This window comes from Brucella sp. NBRC 113783, from assembly GCF_040372265.1.
GTDB lineage: Bacteria > Pseudomonadota > Alphaproteobacteria > Rhizobiales > Rhizobiaceae > Brucella > Brucella teleogrylli.
The window spans coordinates 123513-140556 of sequence record NZ_BAABRX010000007.1 but is presented as its reverse complement, the minus strand read 5'-3'; the positions used below and the strand labels follow the sequence as shown (position 1 = coordinate 140556).

Sequence of the window (17044 nt, the reverse complement as noted above, 5' to 3'; positions counted from 1 at the left end):
CCGCTCTGCCGTTAAAAAACCATTTTAATTGCATGTTTCTAAGCAAACGCTTGCGAAGGCGTGTTGGTCATTCTGATCTGCCCGCTTTTAGGGCAGGTCTCGCACAGAGCCGCTTGAGACATACGCCATGCAGAAATTCCGTCCCACAATCGCCAGCGGCCCATTGTGCCTTCTGACGGTGCTCTACGTTTTCATCTTCACCAACGCTTCTTTCTGGCATGCACTCGGCGCTTATTACGCTGATGCGCCGTGGAAACTGGCGGGCATTGCGGCGGCACTCGTGCTACTCCATACCGCGCTGCTTCTGGTGTTTTCGGCGAAATACGTCATCAAGCCGATCCTGATCCTGTTTGTCCTGATCGCGGCTGGCGGCTCCTATTTTACCGATACATTCGGGACGATCATCGACAAATTCGTGGTTGAGGCCGCGCTGACGACCACGCAGGCTGAATCCGGCGCGTTGCTGACGCCAAGCTTCGTTTGGCACATGATGTTGTTCGGTGTTGTGCCGTCCTTGTTGATCGTATGGGTGCGGGTCAAGCATCGGCCCTTGCTCGGCAAGGTGGCCGTCAATACGGGGATAATCTTCGCCTGTCTCGCGGCGTCGATTGCCATATTGGGTGTGAATTACGCGGCCTATTCTTCAATGTTCCGCGAGCACAATGCTGACATTATGCAAAAGCTGATGCCGGGAACGCCGATCACCAGCACGGTGCAATATGTAGCGCATACGATCAAGAATCGCGACATTCCGATGGAGCCGCTCGGGCTTGATGCCAAACAGGCGATGACGAAGCTGCCGGCAGATAAGAAGCTGCTGACGGTTGTTGTCGTGGGTGAGACTGCACGCGCACAGAATTTCAGCCTCAACGGCTATTCGCGGGAAACCAATCCGGAATTGAAGCAGCGCAATGTTGTCGCCTTCACCGACACGACGAGTTGCGGGACGGAAACCTCGGTTTCGGTGCCCTGCATGTTCTCGCCTTTTACACGCGAGGAGTTTTCCAATACCAAGTTTCGTGGATCGGAAAATCTGATGGACGTGCTGCAACACGCAGGTGTCCAAGTGGCCTGGTATGAAAACAATACCGGCAGCAAGGGCGTTGCCGACCGGATCAAGACGATCGAACTGCAAGCCGTCAAGGACGCGCGTTACTGCGAGGGCGGCGAATGTATCGACCAGATTCTGGTCGATAGTCTGGGCAAGGAACTGAACGCGCTTTCGGGCAATGCCACCATCGTGCTGCATATGACGGGCAGCCATGGCCCAGCCTATTTTCGCCGTTACCCGGAAGAGTTTGCGAAGTTCAAGCCTGATTGCCGCTCCAACGATTTCGCCAAATGCTCGCATGACGAGATCGTCAATGCATACGACAATTCAATCCTTTATACGGATCACATCCTGTCTGAAGTCATTGATATGCTGAAAGCGCATGAAGATAAATTCGCTTCGTCGATGATCTACATGTCCGACCACGGCGAGTCTCTCGGCGAAGATGGTCTCTATCTTCATGCCGCGCCGTATTTCATTGCGCCATCGCAGCAGACCCATGTGCCGTTCATCACATGGTTTGCGCCGGACTATGCGGCTGATACGGGACTTGACGTCGATTGCCTGAAGAAGACAGTTGCCGAACCGTCCTCGCATGACAATCTGTTTCATACGGTGCTTGGCATGATGCAAATCAAAACAACGGTTTACGATCAAAAGCTCGACCGTTTTGCCGTGTGCCGCAAGCCGCACACGGTGGCGTTGAACTAAGTTGAAACCCCGCCGAATGGCGGGATTTGATAGCATCTAGAGCGGTTCCGGTTAAAACAGAATCGGGGAACCGCTCTATCTACTTGTTCTTAAGCATTATCCTACGTATCGAAGCGGGAACAGAAATCAGTCCAGTGGACTGATTTCCCTGCGTAGGCGCTTCGCACTTTTGCTGGAAATGCGCTAGGTCAGACGTAGCGATTGACCACGTTCTCCAGATATTCCTGACGGCCTGATTTCGGATGCGGATTGATATCCTGCGTTTCAACGGCAGTGGTGATCTGTTCAAGGGACATATCCCCCAGAAGCTTCTTGCCGAAGTCGCCGCCCCAGCCCGCATAGCGTTCCTCCAGCGGCTTTGAAAGCGCGCCATCCTCCAGCATGCGCGCCGCAGCCTTGAGGCCGCGCGCACAGCAGTCCATGCCGCCGATATGTCCGATCAGCAGATCCTGCGGGTCGAGCGACTGGCGGCGTAGCTTGGCGTCGAAATTCGTGCCGCCCGTTTTGAAACCGCCACCAAGAAGCACCTGATAATAAGCGAGCGCCATTTCCGGCACATTGTTGGGAAACTGGTCCGTGTCCCAGCCGGACTGGTAATCATTGCGGTTCATATCGATGGAACCGAGGATGCCGAGCGTGCGCGCCAGCGCCAGTTCATGCTCGAACGAGTGCCCGGCAAGAATGGCGTGGCCCTGTTCGATGTTCAGCTTCACTTCGTTTTCGAGGCCATAGCGTTTCAGGAAGCCATAAACCGTGGCCACATCGTAATCATATTGGTGCTTGGTCGGTTCCTGGGGCTTCGGTTCGATCAGGATCGTGCCTTTGAAGCCGATCTTGTGCTTGTACTCGACAACCAGATTGAGGAAACGTCCCATATGGTCGAGTTCGCGTGATAGATCGGTGTTGAGTAGCGTTTCATAGCCTTCACGACCGCCCCAAAGCACGTAATTCTGGCCGCCAAGCCGCATCGTGGCGTCAAGACAGGTTTTGACCGTGGCCGCCGCGAAGGCAAAAGCTTCCGGGTCGGGATTGGTTGCCGCGCCCGCCATATAGCGGCGATGAGAGAAGAGATTGGCGGTCCCCCAGAGCAGGTTTATGCCGGTTTCAGCCTGCTTTTTCTCAAAAATATCAACAATTTCGTTAAGGTTTTTGGTGTTTTCCGCGAAGTTCGCGCCTTCCGGACGCACATCGGCATCGTGAAAGCAGTAGTACGGTGCGCCGAGCAGCGAAAAGAACTCGAAGGCGACATCGGCCTTCAGCTTTGCCGCTTCCATATCGTTGGAATACCAAGGCCGCTCAAATGTACGCCCGCCAAACGGGTCGCCACCTTCCCAGGCGAATGTGTGCCAATAGGCAACCGCGAAACGCAGGTGATCTTCCATGCGTTTGCCAAGCACGATCTCGTCAGGATTGTAGTGTCGAAATGCCAGCGGATTATCGCTGTCTGCGCCTTCAAAACGAACTTTCTCGATGTCCCCGAAAAATCCGGTCGCCATTGTTATCCTCCCATTTGTTTTGATCTTCAGCCAGCCAACGAGTGCAGGGCCGGGTAGAGCGCGCGATAGCGCTGATAGGCTTCGTCATAAGCGGAGAGCAGCGCCTGTTCCGGCACGACAGTACGGGCGGTGCGCGGCGGCGTGCAGATCGAAAACGGATCGGCGCCGCTGGCTGCAATCAGCCCCAGACGTGCTGCGCCAAAAGCCGCGCCAAAGTCGCCTTCTTCCGGCAGCGAGATGGGCGTGTTCAGCGCCGTTGCGATCGATTTTAGCCAATAGGCCGAGCGGGAACCGCCGCCAACTGCGATGAGCGAATGAATTTCGGTGCCCGCCGATTGGAGCGCGACGAGACTGTCGCGAATGGCGAAGGCGACGCCTTCCAGAACGGCCTGTGTCATGGCGTTGCGGTCGGTCTCATGTTCGAGACCATTGAAGCTGCCGCGAATTTTGGCGTCATTATAAGGGGTGCGTTCGCCGGAGAGATAAGGCAGGAAAGTTACACTGCCGGGCGTCTGGACGGTGTCACCCAGTTCCTGATCAAGCGTGTGCGGGGTCGTGCCGACGACACGCGCGAACCAGTCAAGCGCGCTTGCCGCCGAAAGGATGACACCCATCTGGTGCCACGTGCCCGGCAGCGCGTGGCAAAAGGCATGGACAGCGCTTTCCGGCTTTGGCTGATAAGCGCCATTGGCGGCAAACAGGACGCCGGATGTGCCAAGCGACACGAACGCATGGCCGGGCTTTACAGTCCCCATGCCGCAGGCCGAAGCGGCGTTGTCTCCCGCACCGCCAGCGACCACAGGGCGACCGTCTATACCCCAGCGCGCGGCGAGTTCGGCACGCAGTTGGCCCGTGGCGTCGCTGCCTTCCGCAAGGCGCGGCATGTGGCTTTCGGTCAGTCCCGTCTTTGCAAGCAATTCGGACGACCAGTGACGCCCGCCCGTGTCGAGCCAGCTTGTCCCGGCGGAATCCGACATGTCTGATACGTGTTCGCCGGTTAGCCAGAGGCGCAGATAATCCTTGGGCAACAGTATCTTATGCGTCTTGGCGAAGGTTTCGGATTCATTGCGGGCGACCCAGACCAGTTTCGGTGCCGTAAAGCCCGGAAAGACGATATTGCCGGTAATAGTGCGGAAGGCCGGATCGGCATCAAGCTCTGCGGCTTCGCGATAGCTCCGCGTGTCGTTCCAGAGAATGCAGGGGCGCAGCACCTGATCCGTATCGTCCAGCAATGTCGCACCATGCATCTGGCCAGAAAGGCCGATGCCCTTGATGGCTGCGAATTCTTTCGGATGAGCTTGCCGCAGGGCGTCGATGGCAGTTTCAGTCGCGCTGATCCATTGGGCGGGGTTCTGCTCGCTCCAGCCTGCATGCGGGCGCGAAACGTCCAACTCGCCATGGGCGGAACCAACAAGTCGCTGATTGTCGTCGATCAGAAGCGCTTTGACGCCGGATGTTCCAAGATCGAGGCCGAGATACATGGTGGCTCCTGTCGGAATTTCACGATGGCCGATGGTTCAGCAGAACTGCGGCAAGTTATCTTTGAGAAAGATTTCGATGCGGATATGTTCCTGCCCCGCAATGATCGGCAGACGATCTGCGGACGCTTTCAGGATGCGAATGGCGCTGCGGATTTCATGCCCGGCATCCTGTGACAGAACGCCATGCACCAGCCCCTGTTCCAGCGCCTGCGAGGTGGCTTCGTCGCGTTCATGGGCAATCACCAGAGGGCGTTTTCCCTCATGGGTGGCGAGCGCGCGAAGCAGGCCGCCATTGCCAGCGCCGAGGCTGTAGATGCCTGCAATATCGCTGCGCTCGCGAAGGAGGGTGCGCACCAGATTTTCCACGCGCACATCTTCGTCGAGGCCTTCAAGGGCGGGGAGGATGGAGCGTTCCGGAAAATCGCTTCGCATGGCGGAGGTGAAGCCGTCGAAACGTTCGCGATGATCGCGCACTTTCAACGAGCCGGTGAGAATGGCGATGACACCGTCTGTCCCATTCGCGAACAGGCCGAGAAGACGGGCTGCCGTGCGTCCCGCTGCAACATTGTCCACGCCGACATAATGTTCACGGGCGGAATGGCCGAGGTCAGAAACCAGCGTCACGGCATGCACGCCGCTTGCGCGCAGCCGGTCACAGGCCGCGCGAACCGGATCGGTATCGAGCGCGACAAAAGCCACCCCATCCGGCTTGCCAAGGGCGCTGGCGTCAAGTGCTGCGACCAGCGCAAGCTCGTCAAACGCCGGAACCAGAACGAGATTGATCGAGACACGCTCGGTCAGCGCGTGTTCGCTCGCAACAGCGATCTCTTCGCGAAGGCTGAGCATGAAGGTGTTGTCATTGTCGGGCACAATGAAATCGAAATGATAGAGCCGGCTGCGGGCCAGATTGGCGGCCCCCACATCGCGGACATAGCCAAGCGTATTCATCGCCTCCGTCACCCGTTCACGGGTTTTGGACCGGACGCCGGGACGGTCGTTCAAAACGCGATCAACCGTGGCAAGGCTGACGCCTGCAGTGCGCGCTATATCATGAACGGTAGGTTTCATTCCTGCTCCTCCGCACAAACCATAGGAGCAAAAATGAGGTACGTAAATCAAAAAATTTTAATTTCGATTTTTGTTGAGATATCAACAGGGTCTGGCGGTAAATTCGCGTTGGGCGAAGCAGATATGACGTAACGTGATGACGCAGATGCCAAAGGAAAGGGCGGCTTCAGCCGCCCGATCCTGTTTCTTGGAATCAATCCCAATAGGGGCGTGGTCTGTGGCGTGGTGGCCCGTCGCGATATTCGTCGCGCCAATGATGACGGCGCCAGTCTCTTGGCGGCGGACCCCAGCCCCAGCGTGGTGGCGGCGGGCCCCATCCCCAACCGGGAGGCGGGGGTGGCGGACGGCGATATCGGGGAACACATACGCCGCGACGTGACATGCGCCAGCCGGGGCCGCACCAGTAATCCGCTTTCTGCACCAGTCCCGATTGCGCGGGCGCTTGCAGATTGCCGACCGGGTTGGCTTCGGCATTAAAGGCGAACACCGCCAGTGCCGCAGCTAAAGAAAGTACCGACACTCTCATGTCGTTTCTCCATCTCGTTTAACGGCACCAGTCTGGTCTCCCAATTGGGACTATTCGTGGCAGCTGAAATCAATTTGCCTGTACGGCGGATATAATCACGCTACCAGTGAGGCACGCCATTATTGCCCGCCCAACCGTTTCATCGTTTTCTTCAAGGTCGAAATGCTTTGATATCCCGCTTCGACACTGGCAATGGCAAGCGGTATGCCCTCCGCACGTTTACGCATGACATGCGATACCCGCAGGCGCTGCCGCCATTCGACAAAACTCATGCCGGTCTGGAGACGGAACTTGCGCGTCATGGTGCGGCGGCTCATGCCGACTTCATCCGCCCAGTCGTCAATCGTGAGATCGAGACCGGGATTATCCAGAAGGCTGCGACAAAGCTTGCGCAACGGTTTATCGGTCGGCAGCGAAACGACATAGGGCTGTTCTTTCGCCGAGCGAACTTCGTCCAGAATAAGCGCTGTCAGATGCTGGCCGCGCCCGCGCTCATCATAGAGCACCGGTTCTTCGGCCAGAGCCTGCACGCTGGCGTCCAACAGGGGGGAAACTTTCAAAACGCGCGTCGGCTCCCAATGATCGCGCAGGACCGATTCTTCAATAAAGACCGCATGCATTTCGACCGAGCCATAAATATCGACGCTGTGCGGCACATCGGGCGGGAGAAGCACGGCATAACCGCTCGGCAGCATGAAAGCGCCATCTTCGGTTTGCGCCGTCATATAGCCACTATTGCTATAGAGAAGCTCGCCGCGCCGGTGACTATGCCAGCCGGACGAGGCACTTTTCTCATAGTCGCGCCGCATCACCGCCAGAGGGCGTGCGATGTCCTGATAGTCGATGGCGTGTTTCGGTCGCGTGCGAATTTCCATTTTGGCCCAATTTGACTGAAATTGTCATATTTAAATGGAATTGCAAAATTTTGACCCGAATGCAACCAAGATTGGCCTGACTCACCAAACTGTCCCGAATATATTCGCTCGCGCAACGCATTGATATGTGTGAGTAAATTAGAATTATTCTGAATTCTGAACTTGCGCAACAATAAAAAATAATCGCTATAGCCGCTGCTTTGATGGGCTGCGGACAGTAGCCGTTTTGCAGGAACGGCAGGAGAACAGAGTTGAAGACCAGCAGGGACACCGTGCGCAATACAGATCGCATTCACAACAGCAGACGCGCCGGATCGCTACTCAAAACCGTGCTTCTCGCTAGCGTGGCGCTTGGCGCTGTGGCCGTTCCGGCATTGGCCCAGGACACGGGCGTCATTCAGCTCAACACCATCGAGGTGCAGACCTCCGGTGACAAAGGGCCACGCGTTCCCGTCGAGGGCTATATTGCTGAATATAGCCGCGCCGCCACCAAGAGCGACACGCCGATCCGCGAAACGCCGCAGTCGATTTCCGTTGTCACGCGCGACAATATGAATGATCGCGCCGTCTCGTCGGTTAGTGAAGCACTGCTTTACAGCGCCAATGTGAACGGTCAGCGTTATGGCGCGGATGTGCGCTCGGATTATTACACCATTCGTGGTTTCCCGGCTGATCTCTATCTTGATGGCATCCGTATTCCGCAGATAGCCAACCAGACCGGCGGTTATTCGGGCTTCGTGGTCGAACCCTATTCGCTCGAAAGCGTGGAAGTTCTGCGCGGTCCAAGTTCCGCGCTGTTTGGCCAGAGCAATGTCGGCGGTATCGTCAACATGGTCAGCAAGCAGCCGCAGGCCGAGGCATCCAATGAGGTCTATCTGCGTGGCGGCAGTTTCCAGCGCAAGGAATTCGGCTTCGATCTGACGGGGCCGATCAACAACGACCCTCGTTTCACCTATCGCCTGAACGGCATGATCCGCGATGCCGACACGTCCTACGATCTGGGCAAGAACAACCGTATTGCCATCAATCCGAGCTTCGCCTGGCGTCCGGATGCGGATACCAGCCTGATTGTTTCGGGCGGTTATCTCAAGGATGATCTGGGACAGGCGGGCGTGATCGTTCCGGCCTATGGCAGCGTGCTGCCGAACCCGACCGGCCAGAGTATTCCGCGTGATTTCACCGATGGCGATCCGCGCATCGCGACTTATAAGAAGGAAATCAGTTACGTTGGCTATCAGTTCGAGCATCGCTTCAACGACACGTTCACGCTGCGCCAGAACTTTCGCTATTCGCATCTGAAGACCGATTATCGCAACCTGTTTGCGGGCGTGCTGCCGACCAGTGGCTGGAATGGCAGAACGCTGCCGCGCACCAATTATCTGGCACAGCCCGAACTCGATTCAATTGCCTTCGACACGCAGCTTGAATCGCGCTTCGATACCGGCTCTCTGGAGCACACTTTGCTGGTCGGCGTTGATCAGCAATGGCAGCGCCTCGACAATTATACTGGCTCGGCGGCTGGTCCGTCGCAGGACCTGTTCAACCCGACCTTCAATCAGCCGCTGACGCCGGTGAAGGCGACGACGCGTCTTCTGCAAAACCAGTATCAGACCGGCATTTATGTGCAGGATCAGATCGAAGCAGGCAATCTGCGCGTGACGCTCGGCGGTCGCAAGGACTTCGTCCGGGTTGATTCCGAACAGACGACGCTCTCAACAGGCCGTAGCGTCGACTATGAGCAGGACCCTGAAAAGTTCACGGGCCGTGCGGGCGTAGCCTATGTCTTCGACAGTGGCTTTGTGCCTTATGCGCTCTATTCGACGTCCTTCCTGCCGACGCTGACGCTGGCGGATACGCCGCTCAAGCCGACCACGGGCACGTTGAAGGAAGTGGGCATTAAATACGCCCCGGAAGGCGCGAATTACAGCGTTACGCTTTCGGCCTTCGAAGCTGAACAGCAGAATGTCGTCAATCGTATTTCCGGCGTCTACTATCAGACGGACGAAGTGCGCGTACGCGGCGTCGAGTTGGAAGGCACGGCCCAATTGTGGGATCGCCTGAACCTGACGGCTGCCATGAGCTTCCAGGACCCGGAAGTCAGCGAAAGCCAGACGCCTGCCCAGATTGGCAAGCTGCCTTATACCGTGCCGAAGGATCAGCAGTCGTTGTTCGTCAGCTATAATGTGCCGCTGCCGGATAACCTCAAGGGCGATCTCGTTCTTGGCGGCGGTGTACGACGCATCGGCAAGACCGCTGGCGATACGCTGAACACCTTCTTCGTGCCATCCTATACGCTGGTGGATGCTTTCCTGCGCTATGATCTTGGCAACTATCGCCTTCAGGTGAATGCCTATAATCTCGGCGACAAGAAATATGTGGCGGGCTGCAATTCGACCAGCCAGTGCTATTACGGTCAGGGCCGCTCCATCGTGGCGACAACGAGTGTGAAATGGTAGTGAGTTTCTCACGACGTGAATTTTTTGTGGGGGCGGCTTTGGCCGCCCTTACGTCTTCTGTTCGGGCCGAGACGCCGCGTAAGGTTGTCACGCTCGAATGGGCGGAAACGGAAATTGCTTTGTCGCTCGGCATTCGCCCTCTGGGCGTTGCCGATCTGGCGGGCTATCGCCAGTGGGTCAATATCGAGAATGACGGGCTCACCGATGCGGCCGATGTGGGCGGACGGCAGCAGCCGAGCCTTGAAGCGCTGACACGGCTGAAACCGGACCTGATCCTTACATCGGCGTTGCGCCATAAGGCGATTGCCGAGCGCCTCAAGGCGATTGCACCGACGGTGCTGCTCGACGGCGCATCCGATAGCGCCGATCTCTTTCAGGATATGAAATCAAATCTCGCCGTTGCCGCAAGTGCGCTGCAACGCGAGGCGGAACGCAGGGCCGCGTGGCAATCTTTCGAAGATGGCCTGTCGGCAGCGCGGGCGAAACTATCCGGCCCATTGCCTGTCGTGATTGCGCAGCCTTTGCCCGGTGTGGCGCGATTGAGAATATTCACGACCAATTCTGCCGTGATGAAAACGATGGTGCAAGCTGGCTTCTCGGAAGCAGTCGACCGCGGCGTGCAGCCCTTTGGTTTTACGACATTCGGGTTGGAAGAGCTTGCCACGCTAGCGCCGGAGACACGGCTTTGCCTGTTGGATGACGCGACGCCGAAGGAACTGACGGAAAGCGCGATCTGGCCGGTCCTGCCTGCGGTCAGCGCCGGTCATATTTATCATCTCGGCGGCGATATTTGGCCTTTTGGCTCGACACGCTCCATGACGCGGCTGGTTGAGCGGACGTTAGCGGCGTTAACTGCCTGATATATGAGAAAAGCCCCGGTTCAACCGGGGCTTTGTTGTTTCAGGCAACGGCGCGGGCGCATTCGCCAAGAATACGCAGTACTTCGGCGCGTTCCTCGATTTGCGGCATATGTCCGCAACGCTGGAAGATATGCACGCCGACTTTTCCGGGCAGCCCATGGGCGTGGCTGACGGGAATGACCCGATCTTCCGCACCGAAGATCAGCCGCACAGGGATCGGCAATCCGGCTATGGTTGACCGCAGATCGAAGGTCTGCGTGCCATCGGTGAAGAACCGTTCCGCAATCGCGCTTTGCGCGGCGCGCAATTCGGTATCAGCGGCCTGAGCGACTGTGGCATTGATGAAAGGCCGCGTGAGCAGGCTTTCGTCGCTGACCAACAGTTTCAGCCAAGGGATGATGCTCGCTTCGCTTTTGGCGGCGATCAGGCCCTTGGTGAAGGCGCCGTTGATTTCAGGGCCGAGACCGGCGGACGAAATCAGCACCAGCGAGCGCACATCCACGATGCCGCGTGCGGCAACGGTCGCCGCAACGCCACCACCAAGGGAATGACCGCCAAGCAGGCAGGCGTTCACGCCAAAGGCGGCAAGTGTGGCTTCAACGGCCTCCGCGATCGCATCGATGCTGTCCGGCACTGTGCGCGTGGAAGCACCGTGTCCGGGAAGGTCAAGCGCCAGAACCGGATGGCCGAGTGTTGCCCCTGCGAACAGGCCGCGCCATGAATTGAGGTCGGCGGCGAAACCGTGGATTAGGACAACAGGCAGTTTTCCGGCTTCACCCTCACGCAGCCAGACTGCATTGAGCGGTGCAGCGGAACCGGCGGTAGGTCTTCGTGCGGGGGGTGCAACCGGTTGGCTTACAGCGCCAGCCGCAACCGCAGCTTGGGCAGAGCCAATCTTCGCCTCGACATCCTTTTTCTGGACGCGTCCCTTGGGGCCGGAACCTGCAATCGCCTCAAGATCGATGCCAGCCTCCCGGGCCAGCCGGCGTGCAAGCGGCGTTGCACGCACGGCTGTGTCCTGAGCGGTAGCAGCTTGGGAGGTAGAAACGACCGGTTCGACAGGTGGGGGGCCATCCTCCCGAACCGGTACTGGCGCGCTCTGCGAGGGAGCAGGCTGCGCATCGGCGGGGCGCTCAACGGATGGTGGTGCTTTGCGCTCTTCGCCTTCTTCGTAAATCCACGCGACAGCCTGTCCGACCGGCACAACAGTGCCTTCGGCAACACTCACATCTGCAAGAATGCCGCTGGCCGGTGCGTCCACTTCCATGGCCGCCTTGTCAGTTTCGATTTCGAACAGGAGCTGACCCTTCGTGACGGTATCGCCATCCTTGGCATACCAGCGCGAAATCTGGCCGGTCTCCATATCCATGTCGACTTTCGGCAGGATGACTTCCACTGCCATGGTCAGCGCACTCCCCTGGCAAGATCGCGGGCGCTTTTGAGAATGTCCGGCACCTGCGGCACGGTCGCGCGTTCAAGATCGGGATTGTAAGGGATCGGCGTCTCGGCGCCGCCAAGGCGGACAATCGGGGCGTCGAGATAATCGAAAGCATCGCTTTCGGCGACGATTGCAGAGATTTCCGCGCCGATGCCGAGTGTTTTCACAGCTTCATAGACGCAAAGCAGCTTCGAAGTTTTCTTGACGCTTCTGATGATCGTGTCGCGATCAATTGGGCGCACGGTGCGCAGATCGATGACTTCGACGTCGATGCCTTCCTTGGCCAGTTCTACCGCCGCATCCAGCGCCTTGTGCACCATGATTGCGGTCGCGACGATGGTGAGATCACGGCCTTCGCGCACCACATCGGCCTTGCCGATGGGAACGGTATAATAGCCTTCCGGCACCGGCCCCTTCATCTTGTAGAGCAGCTTGTGCTCAAAAATCATCACCGGGTCGGGGTCTTCGACAGCTGCAAGCAACATGCCCTTGGCGTCATGCGGGGTGGAAGGCTGCAGAACCTTCAGGCCGGGCACGTGGCCGAGCCAGGCTTCGAGGCTCTGGCTGTGCTGTGCGGCGGCGCCCGTGCCTGAACCGGCGGGAAAACGCATGACCAGCGGCACCGAAACCGCGCCACCCAGCATATAGCGGATTTTTGCGGCCTGATTGACGATCTGCTCCATGGCGAGCGCAGCAAAATCGGAAAACTGGAATTCGAAAATCGGGCGCATGCCGGTCAGCGCTGCACCTACGGCGACGCCCGCACCGCCCAGTTCAGAAATCGGCGTGTCCATGACGCGGTCTTCGCCGAAGCGATGCACGAGATCGCCGGTTACCTGAAACGCGCCGCCATAGACGCCGATGTCCTCGCCCATCAGGAAAACACGGTCGTCGCGCTCCATGGCAATCGCCATGGCTTCCTGAATGGCTTGCGAATAGCTCAACTCGCGGATGGTGGTGTCCATGATCAGATTTCGTCCGTATATACGTCGCGGGTCAGGTTGGTGAGGTCGGGAGAAGGGCTGTTGCGGGCATATTCAATCGCGTCAGCGATTTCCTTCTCGACATTGGCCCGAATGGCTTCGATCTCCTTGTCGTCGATCACGCCATAAGCCTTCAGATCGGCTTCGAAATGCGCGATTGGATCGCGATTATTGGCCCAATCCTCGATCTCTTCCTTGGTGCGATAGCGGTTGCGGTCGCTCTTCGAATGACCACGCAGACGGTACGTCTTGTTCTCGATCAGCGACGGGCCTTCCCCGCGCCGCGCACGCTCCACGGCCTCGTTGATGGCTTCGGCAACGTCGGAAAGGTTGTTGCCGTCCACGACCTTGCCCGGCATGGCATAGGCCGATGCGCGGTCCGCGACATTCACCACCGCCGTTGAACGCTTGGTTGAAGTAGACATGCCATAGCCATTGTTTTCGCAAACGAAAACGACCGGCAACTTCCAGACGGAAGCCATGTTGAGCGCTTCATGGAAAGCGCCTTCATTGTTGGCGCCATCGCCGAAGAACGACACGACCACCTTGTTGTTCTTCTGCTTTTTTGCGGAAAGGGCAGCGCCGACAGCAATCGGAATACCGCCACCGACAATGCCATTTGCGCCGAGATTGCCTTTGGATACATCAGCAATGTGCATGGAGCCGCCGCGGCCCTTGCAATAGCCGGTTTCCTTGCCGAAAAATTCCGCGAACATGCGTTTCACATCCGCGCCCTTGGCGATGCAATGACCGTGGCCGCGATGGGTCGAGGTGATCATGTCATCTTCGGTCAAAGGCAGGCATGAACCCATGGCGCTTGCTTCCTGTCCGATGGACAGGTGCATCGTGCCGTGAATAAAACCCCGCGTGTAACTTTCTTCCGCGCCTTCTTCGAAGCGGCGGATGAGATACATCTTGTGCAGCGCTTCCTTCAGCTGTTCGGGAGAATAGGTGCGGAAAGCGAAGGGCAGGTTGTGGCGATCTGCGACCTGCGCATCAATCTTTCTGGCCTGAACCATGGTGCGGCTCCTTATGCTCCGTAAACGAGCTTGTCCTGGCGAGCGCGCAGTTCGGCGATCTTCGATCCCGGCGCGACGGCAGCATTGTCATAGGTGATGAGTTCGCCCTTCCTGATCGGCTTTGTCACACTGCCACCCTGAAGAAGACCGCAGGGAATGGCGCGCGCGGTACGCGCTTCGCCAGACGTCATGATCCAGGCGCGGTAGCAATATTCGCCAATGGCATCGAGCTTTTCGCCCGGCTGCATATCCTTCTTGGCCACAGCGCAGACTTCGGCCACCGGCTTTGCCAGGGGCACCATGTCCGGCTTGCCGTAAAGCACGACACGGGCGCAGGTGAGGGGAACTTCGAGCGAGGTCAGGTGATAAGGGCGGTGGAAGGTGAAGTAAGGGCCTTTGCCCATTTTCAAATCTTCCATGCGTTCCGAAACACGCGGATGCGACATGTCGGCGACGACGAAGACACCCGGAGCCACGCCCTTGCCGATGGAGTAATCCACGACCCCGACCTTCGAAAGCACACCGCCATCCTTTTCAGGAATCAGCGTCTTGTTGAGCTGGTCGAGCGTTGCGGCAGGGCCGTGCATGCCCGGCTTGTCCGGCACCAGACCCGTGGCATTGGCGATGGCTGCCATTTCCACCATGGTCTTGGAGCCATCGACGAACTCCACCAGCATACGCACATTCATGTTGCGGCGTTTGGCTTCTTCCAGATAATCGTCGGGAATGGCGTCGATATTGAGCGGGTTGTTCTTGCCCTTGCCAGCGGCAACGATGGGATGCCCCATGGCTGAAACGAACTCGATCAACTCCATGCAGGACGATGGTTCGTCGCCGGCACCCAGCGAATAGGTGACGCCCAGACGGTCGGCTTCTGCCTTGAGGTAAGCGCCGATGGTGACATCGGCTTCGACATTCATCATGACGAGATGCTTGCCATGTTCCATGGCGCGCAGGCCGATTTCCGCGCCGACAGCAGGAACGCCGGTGGCGTCGATGACCACATCGATCAAATCATTTTCGAGGATCAGACTGGCATTGTCCGTAACGGCGACCTTGCCGCCTTCCATGGCCGAGGTCAGGTCGGAAGCGTTTGAAACTTGCCTGCCGTGGCCTTCTTCCTGATAGGCGATATCAACCGCTTTCAAAGCGTTCGGAACACGCAGTTCGGAAATGGCGCCGATTTCGATGCCGGGCATATGCGCCACGCGGGTCACGATGTCGGTGCCCATTTCGCCGGAGCCGATCAGCCCGATACGGATCGGCCGTCCGCTGTCCGCACGCGCTTGCATATCACGTGCCAAGCCCGTCAACGCCACATTCGTCGCCATCTTTTCCTCCTGATGTTCCCCAGACGCCTTCGCGCCTCTCTTCCTTTACCCGATAATGAACATTTGTTTCCAAGTCAATACGAGTGTACATTTATCACGCGCCACAGACCTGTTATTCCTTACCGTGCTTTATCGCTTGTGAACAAACATTGGTCTGCTATAAAAAACAAATGTTCTGCCCGGTGTTTCAAAATGCAACACAACAAAATCTTGTGGGGGCATGCGGCGCGGAACTTGATACAAGCGTTCGAACGGCCTGGCATTCGTTGGAGGATGGCCGGGGGGAGGAGAAAACTATGGACGCATTTCTAAGCGGCCTGAAATCGGCCATCGATACGTTGGGGGCGACGGTCCTGCTCCCTATCGTCATTTTCATTATAGCCGTGGTTCTTGGCGCAAAGGTGGGCAAAGCCTTCCGTGCTGCCGTGACCATCGGCGTCGCCTTCATCGGTATCAACCTCGTATTGGGGCTGATGTTCACCTCCATTGGCGAGGTGGCTCAGGCGATTGTTACCAATACGGGCATCAAGCGCGATATCGTCGATGTGGGCTGGCCTTCGGCTGCGGCCATCGCTTTCGGTTCGTCCGTGGGGCTTTGGGTCATTCCGGTCGGCATTCTGGTCAACATCGCGCTGCTTTTGATGCGCTGGACCCGCACGCTCAATGTCGATGTTTGGAACTTCTGGCACTTTGCCTTTGTCGGCTCGCTTGTCGTCGCCGCAACGGACAATCTCGCCTATGGTATTATCGTTGCAGCTCTTGTTGCGGCTCTGTCGCTGCTGTTCGCTGACTGGTCGGCACGCGCCGTACAGCAGTTCTATGGCGTTCCGGGCGTTTCGGTACCGCACCTGGCATCGGCGCAAATTCTGCCGATTGCCATCGTGCTCAACTGGATCATGGATCGCATTCCTGGCATCAACAAGATCCACATCAGCACCGAAACCATCGAACGCCGTTTCGGCGTTTTCGGCGAACCGGTGGTTCTGGGCCTGATTATCGGTCTCGTGCTTGGTCTCATCGCTTTCTACAATTCAGGCGATTTCGGCCATGTGCTGGCCAAGGTGCTGGGCACCGGCATGACGCTTGCCGCCGTGATGCTGCTTCTGCCGCGCATGGTCAAAATCCTGATGGAAGGCCTGCTGCCGGTTTCTGATGCCGCACAGGAATTCGTGCGCAAGCGCACCGGCGACCGCGAATTGCTGGTCGGTCTCGATTCGGCAATCCTGATCGGCCATCCGGCTGCGATCTCGTCGTCGCTGATCCTCGTGCCGATTGCGATCATCCTGTCGGTGATTCTGCCGGGCAACCGCGTCATCCTGTTCGCCGATCTTGCGGTTATTCCGTTCATCGTCGCCATGACTGCGCCGCTGTTGAAGGGCAACGTGTTCCGCATGGTTGTCGTCGGCACGGTGACGCTCGCCATCGGCTTCTATGTGGCCAATGCGCTGGCTCCGCTCTTCACGAGCGCTGCCGTGTCGTCTGGCTTCAAGTTGCCGGAAAACGCGTTGCAGATCACTTCGGTGGTCGACGGCTTCCTGTGGGTGCCTTATGTCATCATCGCCGCAATCCAGTGGTTAGGCGTTGTTGGAATCGCGGTTCTTGCAGTCGTCATCGCCGCAGCGTTCATTCTCTATCGTCGCAACACCGACGGTTGGGAACGCGCTGCCGGTGCGGAAGACGAACCAGCCGAGCAGAACAACTGGTAAGGCGCAAAAGCAATACTGGCCGCATACCGGAGAGGTATGCGGC

General features: G+C 57.9%; 13 protein-coding genes. 4 read left to right on the top strand and 9 right to left on the bottom strand.

Annotated features, from left to right (window positions below):
* Positions 1–127 precede the first annotated feature (127 nt).
* Entirely contained in the window at positions 128–1762 is a 1635-nt protein-coding gene (locus ABWW11_RS19495; RefSeq protein ID WP_109367559.1) for a phosphoethanolamine transferase, read from the top strand.
* Between the two features lie 188 nt (positions 1763–1950).
* Here the strand turns inward: ABWW11_RS19495 and xylA are convergent, their stop codons facing one another.
* The 5 genes from xylA to ABWW11_RS19470 form a co-directional block, all read right to left on the bottom strand.
* Positions 1951–3258, bottom strand: a complete 1308-nt coding sequence (gene xylA, locus ABWW11_RS19490) for a xylose isomerase (protein WP_109367558.1) — start codon at positions 3256–3258, stop codon at positions 1951–1953.
* Between the two features lie 26 nt (positions 3259–3284).
* Positions 3285–4739 carry a xylulokinase gene (gene xylB, locus ABWW11_RS19485; RefSeq protein ID WP_124915972.1) on the bottom strand — a complete coding sequence of 485 codons (1455 nt, stop codon included), beginning with the start codon at positions 4737–4739 and terminating at the stop codon, positions 3285–3287.
* A 36-nt stretch (positions 4740–4775) separates the two neighbouring features.
* Positions 4776–5807 (bottom strand): LacI family DNA-binding transcriptional regulator, encoded by a 1032-nt coding sequence (locus ABWW11_RS19480; RefSeq protein WP_109367556.1) that lies wholly within the window; start codon positions 5805–5807, stop codon positions 4776–4778.
* Positions 5808–6000: 193 nt separating this feature from the next.
* Positions 6001–6333, bottom strand: coding sequence for a hypothetical protein (locus tag ABWW11_RS19475; RefSeq protein ID WP_124915971.1), 333 nt, complete (start codon positions 6331–6333; stop codon positions 6001–6003).
* A gap of 119 nt (positions 6334–6452) precedes the next feature.
* Positions 6453–7208, bottom strand: a complete 756-nt coding sequence (locus tag ABWW11_RS19470) for an AraC family transcriptional regulator (RefSeq protein WP_109367554.1) — start codon at positions 7206–7208, stop codon at positions 6453–6455.
* A gap of 251 nt (positions 7209–7459) precedes the next feature.
* Here ABWW11_RS19470 and ABWW11_RS19465 point away from each other — a divergent pair, with 251 nt between their 5' ends.
* Both ABWW11_RS19465 and ABWW11_RS19460 read left to right on the top strand, forming a co-directional pair.
* Positions 7460–9664 (top strand): TonB-dependent siderophore receptor, encoded by a 2205-nt coding sequence (locus ABWW11_RS19465; protein ID WP_109367553.1) that lies wholly within the window; start codon positions 7460–7462, stop codon positions 9662–9664.
* The gene (locus ABWW11_RS19460; RefSeq protein ID WP_121538787.1) at positions 9658–10524 is read left to right on the top strand and encodes an iron-siderophore ABC transporter substrate-binding protein; all 867 of its coding nucleotides are present in this window, start codon (positions 9658–9660) and stop codon (positions 10522–10524) included. Before ABWW11_RS19465 ends, ABWW11_RS19460 begins: the two co-directional genes overlap by 7 nt.
* A 40-nt stretch (positions 10525–10564) precedes the next feature.
* Here ABWW11_RS19460 and ABWW11_RS19455 read toward each other — a convergent pair whose 3' ends face one another.
* The 4 genes from ABWW11_RS19455 to ABWW11_RS19440 are packed head-to-tail and all read right to left on the bottom strand — an operon-like array spanning position 10565 to position 15295.
* Entirely contained in the window at positions 10565–11926 is a 1362-nt protein-coding gene (locus ABWW11_RS19455) for an acetoin dehydrogenase dihydrolipoyllysine-residue acetyltransferase subunit (protein ID WP_109367551.1), read from the bottom strand.
* A gap of 2 nt (positions 11927–11928) precedes the next feature.
* A complete protein-coding gene (locus tag ABWW11_RS19450; protein ID WP_109367550.1) occupies positions 11929–12927 on the bottom strand; it encodes an alpha-ketoacid dehydrogenase subunit beta in 999 nt (332 codons plus the stop codon).
* 2 nt (positions 12928–12929) lie between these two features.
* Complete coding sequence (locus tag ABWW11_RS19445; protein ID WP_109367549.1) at positions 12930–13964, bottom strand: thiamine pyrophosphate-dependent dehydrogenase E1 component subunit alpha; 1035 nt, start codon at positions 13962–13964, stop codon at positions 12930–12932.
* Between the two features lie 11 nt (positions 13965–13975).
* Positions 13976–15295 (bottom strand): NAD(P)H-dependent oxidoreductase, encoded by a 1320-nt coding sequence (locus tag ABWW11_RS19440; protein ID WP_124915970.1) that lies wholly within the window; start codon positions 15293–15295, stop codon positions 13976–13978.
* 296 nt (positions 15296–15591) lie between these two features.
* On the opposite strand from ABWW11_RS19440, the gene ABWW11_RS19435 reads away from it, so the two are divergent.
* Positions 15592–17001: a PTS galactitol transporter subunit IIC gene (locus tag ABWW11_RS19435; protein ID WP_109367547.1), complete on the top strand. Its 1410-nt coding sequence runs from the start codon at positions 15592–15594 to the stop codon at positions 16999–17001.
* The last annotated feature ends 43 nt before the right edge of the window (positions 17002–17044 follow it).